The sequence below is a fragment of the Methylocaldum sp. genome, from assembly GCF_039794385.1.
GTDB lineage: Bacteria > Pseudomonadota > Gammaproteobacteria > Methylococcales > Methylococcaceae > Methylocaldum.
This window is the reverse complement of record NZ_JBDIVO010000121.1, coordinates 1-12104: the sequence shown is the minus strand read 5'-3', so window position 1 is coordinate 12104 and position 12104 is coordinate 1. Positions and strand designations below refer to the sequence as shown.

At 54.7% G+C, this 12104-nt stretch carries 10 protein-coding genes; 5 read left to right on the top strand and 5 right to left on the bottom strand.

The features are described from left to right. Window positions 1–1125: HDOD domain-containing protein (locus tag ABJK70_RS12090; protein WP_347258105.1), on the top strand; the 1125-nt coding region annotated here is incomplete at its 5' end. A gap of 39 nt (window positions 1126–1164) precedes the next feature. On the opposite strand, the gene cysE is transcribed toward ABJK70_RS12090, so the two are convergent. Further along, window positions 1165–1923, bottom strand: a complete 759-nt coding sequence (cysE, locus tag ABJK70_RS12085) for a serine O-acetyltransferase (protein ID WP_077728294.1) — start codon at window positions 1921–1923, stop codon at window positions 1165–1167. A gap of 6 nt (window positions 1924–1929) precedes the next feature. After that, window positions 1930–2655 (bottom strand): RNA methyltransferase, encoded by a 726-nt coding sequence (locus ABJK70_RS12080; protein ID WP_347258104.1) that lies wholly within the window; start codon window positions 2653–2655, stop codon window positions 1930–1932. An 88-nt stretch (window positions 2656–2743) separates the two neighbouring features. On the opposite strand from ABJK70_RS12080, the gene ABJK70_RS12075 reads away from it, so the two are divergent. Then, window positions 2744–3577, top strand: coding sequence for an inositol monophosphatase family protein (locus tag ABJK70_RS12075; protein WP_077728292.1), 834 nt, complete (start codon window positions 2744–2746; stop codon window positions 3575–3577). A gap of 7 nt (window positions 3578–3584) precedes the next feature. Here the strand turns inward: ABJK70_RS12075 and ABJK70_RS12070 are convergent, their stop codons facing one another. Next, window positions 3585–5951 (bottom strand): DUF3772 domain-containing protein, encoded by a 2367-nt coding sequence (locus ABJK70_RS12070; RefSeq protein ID WP_347258103.1) that lies wholly within the window; start codon window positions 5949–5951, stop codon window positions 3585–3587. A gap of 122 nt (window positions 5952–6073) precedes the next feature. Then, on the bottom strand, window positions 6074–7537 hold the full coding sequence (gene ubiD, locus ABJK70_RS12065; RefSeq protein ID WP_086133819.1) for a 4-hydroxy-3-polyprenylbenzoate decarboxylase: 1464 nt from the start codon (window positions 7535–7537) through the stop codon (window positions 6074–6076). A gap of 540 nt (window positions 7538–8077) precedes the next feature. On the opposite strand from ubiD, the gene ABJK70_RS12060 reads away from it, so the two are divergent. The 3 genes from ABJK70_RS12060 (at window position 8078) to ABJK70_RS12050 (ending at window position 11629) form a co-directional block, all read left to right on the top strand. Next, window positions 8078–9670, top strand: coding sequence for a GGDEF domain-containing protein (locus tag ABJK70_RS12060; RefSeq protein ID WP_347258102.1), 1593 nt, complete (start codon window positions 8078–8080; stop codon window positions 9668–9670). Between the two features lie 195 nt (window positions 9671–9865). Beyond that, window positions 9866–10252, top strand: a complete 387-nt coding sequence (locus ABJK70_RS12055; RefSeq protein ID WP_086133817.1) for a hypothetical protein — start codon at window positions 9866–9868, stop codon at window positions 10250–10252. A 288-nt stretch (window positions 10253–10540) separates the two neighbouring features. After that, complete coding sequence (locus ABJK70_RS12050; protein ID WP_077728287.1) at window positions 10541–11629, top strand: tryptophan 2,3-dioxygenase family protein; 1089 nt, start codon at window positions 10541–10543, stop codon at window positions 11627–11629. Between the two features lie 100 nt (window positions 11630–11729). Here the strand turns inward: ABJK70_RS12050 and ABJK70_RS12045 are convergent, their stop codons facing one another. Continuing rightward, on the bottom strand, window positions 11730–11975 hold the full coding sequence (locus ABJK70_RS12045) for a hypothetical protein (protein ID WP_077728286.1): 246 nt from the start codon (window positions 11973–11975) through the stop codon (window positions 11730–11732). Window positions 11976–12104: the final 129 nt, after the last annotated feature.

The window sequence follows — 12104 nt, the reverse complement described above, 5'->3', positions numbered from 1 at the left end:
ATAAACGGAGATACCGTTGAGACGTTCGGACCAACCGCCGCCAGCAATCAAATCGTCGTGGACAGCTTGCTTGAATACGGGTTGGATCAAATCGTCGGAGCACAACTGGCTTTCATTAATTTCACTCGGGAGAACTTGCTCTCCGAAACCCCTTTGCTGCTCCCCAAAGATAAGGTGGTTATCGAGGTACTGGAAGACGTCCACATCGACGAGGCTTTGATTCAAGCCGTGCGAGGCCTGGTTCAACAGGGTTATAAGATCGCGCTTGACGACTTTGTATTTGAAGAGCGTTGGCAGCCTTTGATCGAAATGGCCCATTTCATCAAGTTCGACATCCAAATGGTCACTCCGTCTGCGAGCGGATGTGTGATGGAACGACTGAAGAAGCTGCCGGTCCGCTTCCTGGCCGAAAAGGTGGAAACGCAGGAGCAATATCTGGAGTATCGGGAGCTGGGCTGCCAGTATTTTCAGGGATTCTTTTTCAGCCGGCCGAACATGGTGCGGGGAAAACGGTTGGAAACCAGTCAACACGCCGTTTTACAGCTGTTGGCAAAAATCAATCGGCCGAACATCTCGATACCCGAACTCGCGCGCACGATTTCGATGGACGTGGGACTCAGCTACAAACTGCTCCGCTACATCAACTCCGCATTTTACGCGCTGCCGAAACAGATCGATTCGCTGAAATTCGCGATTACCTATTTGGGTATCCGCGAAGTCCAGCGCTGGGCATCGTTGATCAGCCTGGCGAATTTTCCCGACCGGCCGAGAGAGATTGTCAAAATCGCTTTGATTCGAGCAAAAATGTGCGAATCTCTCGCCGCGTTCCTCAAGTTGCCGAACAGCGAGCAATTCTTCCTGGTAGGCCTGATGTCCACCATCGACCAGCTGCTGGAGACTTCCTTGGATGACGCGGTTGGCGGCCTGCCGCTATCGAGCGAGGTGAAAGATGCCTTAGTGCATCGCGCGGGATTGGCTGGAGAGGCCCTGAGTTGCGCCATCAACTACGAATGTTGGAAGCTGGACGAGGTGCGTTTCGAGAACCTGGACTTATCCCGAATAGGCAAGATTCATCTCGAAAGTGTCGGATGGGCGAACAAGATTTTTCAAGTACTGGAAAAATAGCGGCATCGCCACTCCCGATAGCCGCGGGGCTGAATTTGTTTATTTTTCCTCGCCCGTTTTCAGCTCGCAATGCTCCAGTTCGGGCAATGGCGCTTCCGAAACGCCGATACCCTGCTGCTTGAGAGCGCGCTTTAGCGCCTCGATCTGCTCGTCCAGCGCTTGTATGTGATCGAGCATGTGATTGATCGCGTGAGCCACCGGATCGGGCATGTCGGGCGTCAAACCATAAGCGTCGAAACGCAGTTTGCTGGCGATAGCCTGACGGCGCGCTTCCTGGGCTTGGCGGTCGGTACTCACCACATGACCGGGGATGCCCACCACCGTGGCGCCGGCAGGGACACTCTTCAGTACTACCGAATTGGAGCCGATACGGGCGCCGTCGGCAATGGTTATCGGACCGAGTATTTTGGCGCCGGCGCCGACCACCACGCCATTGCCCAAGGTCGGGTGCCGCTTTCCCTTTTTCCAGGACGTGCCCCCCAGCGTCACGCCGTGATATAGCGTGCAGTCGTCGCCGATCACCGCCGTTTCACCTATGACCACTCCCATGCCGTGATCGATGAAGAACCGCTTTCCGATCCGCGCTCCGGGGTGGATTTCGATACCCGTCCACCAGCGGGCCAAGGTCGAGATGAATCGAGCCGGCCATTTGAGCCCGAAATTCCACAATCGATGGCTGAATCGATGAGCCAAAATGGCGTGCACCCCCGGATAGGTGGTGAAAATTTCGAAATAGGATTGGGCCGCCGGGTCACGGTCGAAAATACAGCTGAATTCTTCTTTCAATCGTTGCCACATAAGGGTTCACGCCGGGGGTCGTATTCGAAGCTGAACGGCCGTCAAGATACCGCGCAAAAGATGAATTTCCTTCTTCTCCAGCATGGCTCGGTTAAAGATTCGCCTGAGCCGGCGCATCACCGAAGGTCCGGGCTTTCTTTCGTGGAGAAATCGGAGATCGTACAAGGTGCGTTCCAAGTGTCCGTAAAAGGATTCCATTTCAGCCGCCGTAGCCAGGGCTGGACCGTTATTGTCGGTGTGAGCGTGTTTCTGAGCTGAGAGAAAAAGCTCGTAAGCCACGATCTGAACCGCCGCGGCGACATTCAGCGAACTGAATTCGGGATCACAGGGAATATGCAGCAAATAGTGACATCGCTCCAATTCCTCATTGGTCAGACCCGAATGTTCCCGCCCGAATAAAATCGCAGTCTTCGTATTACCCGCAGTGACCTGTTTCGCGCATTCCCGCGGATCGAGCTGCGGCCAGGAAATGGTGCGGAGCCGTGCGCTGGCCCCGACAACCAAAGCACAATCGCCGATGGCTTCCTGCAAGTCACGGCAAACCCGCGCCTCGGACAGAATATCGTCGGCACCGGATGCTCGCGCCGTCGCTTCTCCGCTGGGAAAGACCTTGGGCGCGACCAGAGCCAAATCGCGCAGCCCCATGTTCTTCATGGCGCGCGCCGCCGCACCGATGTTGCCGGGATGCGTGGTTCCAACCAGCACGATCCTGACATGGGACAAGCGATTCATGCTTCAGCGAGAGCTATAACCAAAAAAGGTAAAATACTATCAGAAATTTGATACCCTAAACCGCTTTTTAACCAGCGCCGATTCCAATATGGATCCCATGCTCACTATCGCGGTTCGCGCGGCTCGGACGGCGGGCGATATTATCGTTCGCTCGATGGACCGGGTGAACCTTCTTACGATCACGCCCAAGGGACGCAACGACTTCGTCAGCGAAGTGGACCGCCAGGCGGAACGTGAAATTATCCACACTTTGCAGAAAGCTTATCCCACTCACGCTTTTCTAGGGGAAGAAAGCGGTCGGCAAGGCCCGGCCAAGACCGATTTCGTCTGGGTCATCGATCCCTTGGATGGAACCACCAATTTCCTGCACGGGTTTCCTCAATTCTGCGTATCCATCGCTCTGCTCCACCGCGGGCGCATCGAAAAGGGCGTGATCTACGACCCATTGCGCCAGGAGCTGTTTACGGCGGCCCGAGGCGCCGGCGCGTCGCTCAACAATCGGCGTATCCGGGTAAGCAAGCAAAACGGCCTGAAGGGGGCGTTGCTGGGTACGGGTTTCCCGTTCAAGGATCAGCGTCACGTCGAGGCCTATTTGGGCATGATGCGCGATCTCATGAAAGATACGGCCGGAATCCGGCGCGCGGGCTCGGCGGCTCTGGATCTCGCTTACGTGGCAGCAGGGCGGTTGGACGGTTTCTGGGAAATCGGCCTGAAAAAATGGGACATGGCTGCCGGCCTTCTCCTGATTCAGGAAGCAGGCGGCATCGTTACCGATTTGGAAGGGAAAGACAAATACTTCGAATCCGGTAACGTGCTGACGGCAAATCCCAAGCTGCATCAAATCATGGCAAGCATCATCGACCCTCACTTGACCGAAGCGCTCCGCTATTCGGACAATCCGGCGGGCGATCAGTCGGAGTGATCCGGGTTCAATTCCCTGGCGGTGTTTTTTCCTCGCGCACCGTCAGGATCTGCTGCAACTGCTCGCCGTTAAGATTCAGGTTCAAATTCCGAGGCGGGAACGGAATCGGGATTCCTTCCTTGCGGAATATTTCGTCGATTTCGAAACAAAGATCGCTGGTCACTGAATCGACCTTTCCGGCATCGTGGAGAAGCGCGATCAGTTCGAAGTTTCGGGTACTTTCCGCGAACCCTTTGAACAAAACGACCGGCGGCGGAATGCGACGGATTTCCGGGTGATCTAGCGCGATCTTCAGCAAAAGGTCCCGTACTCGCTTGGCATCCGTGTCATGAGACAGGCCGAGCGGCAGCACGACGCGCCCCACCGCTTTGTCGGCGTAAGTTCGGTTCGTCAGCGCGCCCGAAATCAGCGTGGAGTTCGGGATATACACCGAAGCGCGGTCTAAGGTCGTGATTTCGGTCGCGCGCACGCTGATCTTCTTCACATAACCCTGGTGATCGCCCACCACGACCCAATCGCCGGCCTTGATCGGGCGTTCGATGAGCAGAATCAGCCCGGACACGAAATTGTTGACGATATTCTGCAGGCCGAAACCGATACCTACGGATAGTGCGCCGGCGATGATGGCCAGATTGGACAGGTCAATACCTAAGGTCGAGATCGCCAGCATCGCCGCGACGGTAAATCCGACGTAGCCGGTTCCGGAACGGATCGAATGCCGGATGCCGACATCCAGTCGCGTCCGCGGAAAGATACGCTGGTCCAGCGCTTTCTGAATCATCCGGGTGGCTGCGAGTAGCCCTGCAAAAAGCGCCAAGGCCAGCAGCATGTCGGCAAGGGATAGCGTGATGTTGCCGACCTTGAAGCCGAAAAACACGCTGTGAAGCCAGGCGGTGAGATCTTTGCCTGCGGCTCCCCACAATACCAACAGCAGGACCACGCCCATGGCCAGGATTAAGAGGCCAACGGTTCCGCTCAGCCAAAACTTGAGCATCTCGGCGCCGTCGTCGCTCAGGGCGAGGCTGCTGCGGAGCTTGGCCCCCAAGGGCGATGTCTTGCTCAAGACGTCGTCGATGAGTTCGTAGCTGATCTTGCGCAACAGGAGCACGGACAGATAAAGCCCGGCAGTCAACACCAGCTGTGTGGCCAGCAAACGGGACAACGCCACGTAACCGAGCAAGCCCGATACCGGAATCGCATAAACGAGGACCTTCAACACGAAGCGAAGACGCTGCCAGGTCGGGCTGAGCGGGGGTCTGTCGGGCGAGAACCATATACTGCGACGCAGCAGACTCAGCAGCAAAGCTGCAATGAGCAAGCCGAACAGGAATTTTTGCAAAAGCGTCGATTCGACCGAGGCATTGAACTGGGTCCCGATTTCGCTCAATACCCGGTCGAGAGCGAATACGAAAGCCAAGCCGTTCACGGTGCGGCTGATAGCCCGGGCTCCCTCGTCATGGATTTGAACCAAGCGCCACTCCGGCTCGAACGGGGCCAGCGCCGCACGGGAAAAGCCTGCCACGAAAAACAGCGAAATCAGAGAGAGCAAAGCGGTCCGAGCCACGGCCAGCAGCGGCTCGGTCAACAATCCGGTATAAGACAGGCTCAGGAAAAGCGCCAAAACGGCCGCGGACGGTAACAGAGCCCGAATAAAGCCTGTGAACAAAGCCGTTCTCAAACGCTGGCCATAAGTCGGTTCGGCCTCGACTTCGATATAGCCGAATCTTCGAATCAAAGCCCTGCGCAAGGGAAACGCCAACAGGATCGCGACGCCTACGCCTAAGGCCAGACGCCAACCGATGGCCCGGGCATCTCGCGCAAAGGTATCGCTGGACCGCCACTGCTGAAGGTTTTGCGCGATGACGCTAAATCCGGTACTCAACTCGGACCAAGCTTTTCGCCAAACTGCCGGCGTCAGCGGCGAGATGCCCCGCTTCAAGACGTGTTCGGTGAAACGGATACGCCGCAAGGTCTTGACCTCACCCGCGAGTCGCCCGGCTCGAGCGATGATGAGCTCGGCCTCTTTGATTGCGCCTTCCGCCGCAGCGAGGCGTTCGTTCATGGCTTTGCGCTTGGCCGCCACGGTCGGCGCTTCGGGCGGCGCTCCCTCGGCCGGCGGCGGCCCCAAGGCAGCGAGTTCGTCTCGAATCACTTGTACTTCCGGCAAGGCTTCGTCCGATGCCCTGCGGGCATCGAGCTGCATGGTCGTCAGCTCTTCGCGCAGAGCCGCAAGCCGGCGGTCCGGGACGTCGGGTTTAGCCAAATCCTTTTCGGCCTGGTCCAGGACTTTCTGCCAATCCTTCACCAACTCGTTCAACGGGCGCGCCTGTTCAACCTCGGCCGACTGGCTGAGCCCGAGGTGGGATACCAGCATTAAAAAGAGTATTACCGGCCAAAGAAAACGCGGCATCGAAAAATACTTAGTCATTTTGAAATATAGAGAGATAGCGGCGGCGCCGATTGCGTGACCGTTTACATTTCGCTTAGAGGCCTCGCTTAAATGCCCAGACTATCCCAAAGCTGATCAATTTTTGACCGAACGGCCTCCGTCATCGCGATGGGTTGGCCCCATTCGCGAACCGTTTCGCCGGGCCACTTATTGGTCGCGTCGAACCCGACTTTCGAACCCAGACCCGAAACCGGCGAGGCAAAATCCAGATAGTCGATCGGCGTGTTTTCGATCAACGCGATATCGCGCGCAGGATCCATGCGAGTCGTCATCGCCCAGATCACATCCTGCCAATTCCGCGCATCGATATCCTCATCCACAACGATCACGAACTTGGTGTACATGAACTGCCGCAGGAACGACCATACGCCGAACATCACCCGTTTTGCATGGCCAGGGTACTGTTTCTTCATGCTGACCACGGCAAGCCGGTAAGAACAGCCTTCCGGCGGCAGATAGAAATCGACGATTTCCGGAAACTGCTTTTGCAGGATAGGCACGAAGACTTCGTTCAAGGCAACGCCCAGAATGGCCGGCTCATCCGGAGGACGTCCCGTATACGTGCTGTGGTAGATCGGGCTTTCCCGTTGCGTGATGCGCTCGATGGTGAAAACGGGGAATTCCTCGACCTCGTTGTAATAGCCGGTGTGATCTCCGAACGGGCCCTCCGGCGCCGTTTCGCCTGGATAGATGAAACCTTCCAAGACGATTTCGGCCGTCGCGGGCACTTGCAAATCGCTCAGAAGACAATTGGCCACTTCCGTTTTGGCGCCACGCAAGAGCCCCGCGAAGGCGTATTCCGAAAGCGAATCCGGCACCGGCGTCACGGCACCGAGAATGGTGGCGGGATCCGCGCCCAATGCGACGGCAACCGGAAACGGCTGGCCGGGGCGGGCCTCCTGCCAGTCCTTGAAATCCAGCGCGCCGCCCCGATGCGCGAGCCAGCGCATGATGACCTTGTTTTTGCCGATGACCTGTTGCCGGTAAATTCCCAAATTCTGCCTTTCCTTATGCGGACCTCGGGTAATGACCAAGGCCCAGGTGATCAATGGTCCCGCATCTCCCGGCCAGCACGTTTGAATGGGATAACGGCCGAGGTCGACATCCGATCCGGCATAAACGATCTCCTGGCATGGCGCGTTCTTCACTTCCTTGGCCGGCATGTTCAGCACCTGCCTGAACATTGGCAGCTTATCGAACATGTCGCGCATGCCTTTCGGCGGTTCCGGTTCCTTGAGAAAAGCCAGAAGCTTTCCAACTTCACGAAGCGCTTCGACCGATTCCTGCCCCATCCCCAAAGCGACCCTGCGGGGCGTCCCGAACAGATTGGCCAGCACCCTGACATGCGATCCGGTCGGCCGTTCGAACAGTAGTGCCGGACCGCCAGCCTTGAGAGTCCGGTCGCATATTTCGGTCATCTCGAGGTTCGGGTCGATTTCCACGGTTATGCGTTTAAGCTCGTCGATCGACTCCAAATGGAGAATAAATTCACGAAGATCGCGATATTTCATGGAATGATGATTCGGACAATAGTAAGGCTGGCTATTGTACCGGTCGCAGAAGATTCGTTTTAGGCCGGATTTGCCAAAAACAGTTCATGTAAACCGCTCTTCGACAGTCCGCCCGCAAGCCGAAAAAACGCCATTCGTGCCTGCCAGGATGTCGATTCCAGCTCTGTGCAAATTCTTCTGCCGACTCCTCCGGAACCTCGAGCCGGCATGTGCAGAATATATCCAAAACCCTGTTAGCAAACTGTTCCGAGCCGAGAGAGCAACGGTTCATCTACATTTGTCCACAGTTCTTACCCGTGTGTACGATGATTTTTATCCACAATAAGGGATTTCGTAGCTTATTGTTTTTTAATTAGAAATAACATCATTTCAACAAATGTACCGTGCTTACATTTAATTCAGAAAGAAATTTCTACTTATTTGCAATAAGTGTCGTTAATACCGCTGCGACATTCTCGATCCCGATTAAACTTTGTAAGAACCCGTTTCAGTCCTCCTTTCTTTGGAAGGCAAGCACCTCACGCCGCGACAGACACGACTATGAACAACCTCAAATCAGATGATCCGCAATACTGGAAAGCGAGACACACAACGCTGGCCGATGAATCGACGGGATCCCGGCAGAAAACGGACGAGCGAGAGAAATTACTGTGCCGCACCATTATTCGCCTGACCCTGGCGACCAGCGGGCTGGATCCCGCGATCGATCCTCACCTCCTTTATATCCGCGACCTGTTGAGGAAAGGTATTTCGAATGAAAAGCGCCTGGCCGAGTTAAACGACATATCGGAAACGCTGTTGCGGGACGTAAAGGATAGGGGCGGAAACAACAAGCCTGTTAAGCAGGAAAGCGGAATTCTGTTTCGCTTTGCAAAGCAACTTGCAATAAGCGACGAAGAAACAAAAGCGATTACATTGCTCGAACAAAAAGTCGGCCGGGGCGAAATAGCGGACTGGAAATGGTTGCTTTCCGAATTACGGGAGATTTTGCGTCACGACACACCGATTTCGGTTTCTGACAAAGCGGCAAAACCGGGATTTTTTGGCAGATTGCTTCAAACGAACAAAAAGTCGGAGGGAGAAACGGTCGAAATCGGTCCGGTCCGCGATCGTTTGCTACTGCTGCTGGATGTCATAGATCTTCCTTTGAACTTTAGGCAGCAGGCAGAACAGATCAAAACGCGTTTGAAATCGGAATCGGATACGGAAGTACTCGAAAGCCTGCTCGGCGAGGCTATCGGTTTCTTAAGCGACGTAAAAACGTTCATTCAAAAAGAGCAACTGGAAATCGAGTATTTTCTGGCCGGCTTATCCGGCCGCTTGACTGAATTGGGACATGATGCGATCGGAGTGGATGCCAGCACTAAGGCCTTCGTTCGCGATCGTGAGGCAGAACACTCCTCTTTCTCGCTGCAGTTTGAGAACTTGCGCTCGAAGATGGAAGTGATCACCGAAGTGGATCAGCTTAAGGTGCTAGTGAACAACGGATTGAGCGGGCTGCTGCAACAATTGCATACCAATCGTGATCGCGAATTGGGCCTTTTGCGGGACTCCACCGGAAGACTCGGCGAGTTGACTCGCAGGCTTCAGGAATTGGAGCTCGAGGCGGCTGAATTGCGTTCCAAGTTGAGGTTGGCGCATGACATGGCACTTAGGGATTCCTTGACGAACTTGCCTAATCGTATGGCTTATCAGGATCGTATTGCCCAAGAGATTGCCCGATCGCAGCGTTTTCAACAGCCTTTGTCGCTACTGCTGTGGGATGTCGATCATTTCAAGGGTATCAATGATCGTTTTGGACATTCGGCCGGGGACAAAGTGTTGGTGACGGTCGCCCAAGAGTTGGATAAATCCATCCGGCAGACGGATTTCGTAGCGCGCCTAGGCGGTGAAGAGTTCGCGATGATTTTATGCGGCGCCGATGGAGACGCCGCACTCCGGATTGCCGATCAGATTCGGCAAAAAATTGCCCACTGCGGTTTCAATTCGCAAGGACGGCCGGTTCAGGTTACCGTGTCTTGCGGAATGAGCCAGGTTCGGAACGGCGACACGTCGGAATCTCTCTTCGAACGGGCGGACAAGGCGCTTTATGAAGCGAAGAAAACCGGACGCGATCGATGTGTACTGAGTTAATTAGCAGATTCGAGCCCGCATTTCGCACAACCCCCTGCTGCTGACGCTATCCAATCGCAGACGGTCGGCCTGGGAGCGCCAGGGCGACCCTTCCAATCGCAAATGTCCCGTTAATGCGCGCTGGCGGATCAGAAACATTCTTGTGAATTTGACAGTCGAAGGGTATGGCGGTCAATAACAATGATGAGGTGTGCCATGATCCCCAGAAGACTGATTGCCGTGATATCGGTAGCATTTTCGCTGTTCGCGGGCGGTCTCGTTGCGGCTGAGCTTGACCGGCATAACACGGAACTGGATCAAAAGTTTCGACCCGGACTCATCTACCTCAATAAGGCGTTCAATAATGCGATCTATAGCTATTTAGTTCCCGAAAGCATAGTCTTCGAAGTGAAGAATCCGCAAATCGTTTACGTGAATAAGGCTTATGGACAATCGATATATAGCTATCCGAGAGTCGGACCGGATACGGTAACGGCTTTCAACGTGCAATACGTGAGCCCGGCCTATGGTCAGGCCATCTATAGCTATCCGGGTAACTATAATCTGCCGGGGCGATTGACGTTGTCTTCATGGGTCGACTGAGCCCGATCTTTCGAATAAAGAAACCGCCTCTCGTTCGCTTGCCCGGTCTCTTATGGCGCTTAGGGCGATCCATGCTCGTATTTTCACGCATAGACTGAAGATTTTTCGAAGGTCAATACTGGCGCTGCTTTGCGTGTAAATTTAAGGCTCATGTCGGCCGGTCCGAAAGTCGATATCAGGGGAACCGCCGACAGCTGGATTGACGGCGTCGTCGATCGGTATACACGGACATGCAGCCCCCGATCAAGGAGTTGCTTCGAATCACGACTCTAGGGAAAAGGGTTCACGATGAGAAGATCTACGGAAGAGTTCAACTATTCGGACTATTTACGGCTCGATATCCTTCTAAACGCCCAGTGTCCTGAAAGCGGGCGGGATGATCGAGAGGTCCATGACGAGACCTTATTCATTATCGCTCATCAGGTTCACGAACTTTGGCTCAAGGAAGTCCTCTACGAGCTGAAATCAGTGCTTGAATTGTTCTCGGCGATTCCCTTGGACGGACAGAAAGTCGGCTTGATCGCTGCCCGCCTCGGTCGCCTAGTGGCGATCCAGAAGATTATCAATCGTCAGATCGAGGTGCTCGAAACGATTTCTCCGCTCGATTTTCTCGATTTCCGCGATCATCTGTTTTCGGGCTCGGTATTCGAGAGCGGCCAGCTCCGAGAAATCGAGCTTCGTCTTGGTTTGGCCACGGAGCTTACTCCGGACTCGTTCGATCGATTTCGGTCTGAAGAGCGCGAGGCTCTCCTGAAAGCGCGTGAAGAAAAGACCTTGTTCGAGGCAGTCGATAATTGGCTTGCCAATATGCCTTTTCGGAATCCGGAAGGGGGCGAGTTTTGGCCGCATTACCGCCGCCTGGTGCATGACATGCTGCAACAGGATTATCAATGGGTACAGAACAACCGCTCACTGTCCGGTTGGGATCGTCGGGGGCAGCTCAGCAAGCTGGAAAACGGCCGTTACCGGTTCGACGCATTGTTTAAGCCGGAGGAATACGAATTGCTGCGGGATGAGGGGGTATTCCAATTCCGCCAAGCAGCCGTCCTATCCGCCTTGTTTCTCCTTCTTTACCGGGATGAACCGCTTTTGCAGGTCCCTTTTCGAGTGCTTAAACGGTTGATGGATATTGATGACCAATTGATCGGTTGGCGCATCAATCGTTCATTATTCGAGCAACACATGTTGGGAAATAAAGTCGGACCGGGAGGTAGCGTTCGCCACGATTATGTTCGCGAAATGATGGAAGAGAAAAGAATTTTTAGAGATTTGTTTGTTCTCACGACTTTTCTGGTACCGCGTTCGTCTCTGCCGGAGTTGCCGCAAAAACTCAAACGAAGCCTTGATGTCCACTTCAGCCACAGTTCGGGCGGATAATGACCGTCGGCCATCACGTGCGGGACCGGGTCCCATGATGAGATCCGGCGTTTCGGCTCTTGCTATGAGCTTTGGCTGCGGCTTTAACGACGCACCGCCGTTAAGCGAAATAATTCCGCACGGCAGCTTCGATCAGATTCCACGGAACGATAAACGGCTTCTTAGAAATCCGAATAGAAAGCGTGTCGCCGCTGATATGGTAATGGCCCTCGATTCCATTACCGGCAAACTGTCCTCTTTCTTCGTCGCCGATCAAATGAATGCCCTTGTCGCGCGCCGCTTCCCTCGCTTTGGCGACGATTTCCTCCGCTGATTGGTTAAGCTTGACTTGTACCACTTTGCTCATGATCGAATTGCCCAACGCTGCGTTCTTAAACGGCTATATTAAATGAACTCAATAGCTCCGGGGTGGCGGTTCATGCAATAAACGTCCAATTACTGCCCGCACCAGAACTCAATCGGATTCCCATGTCCT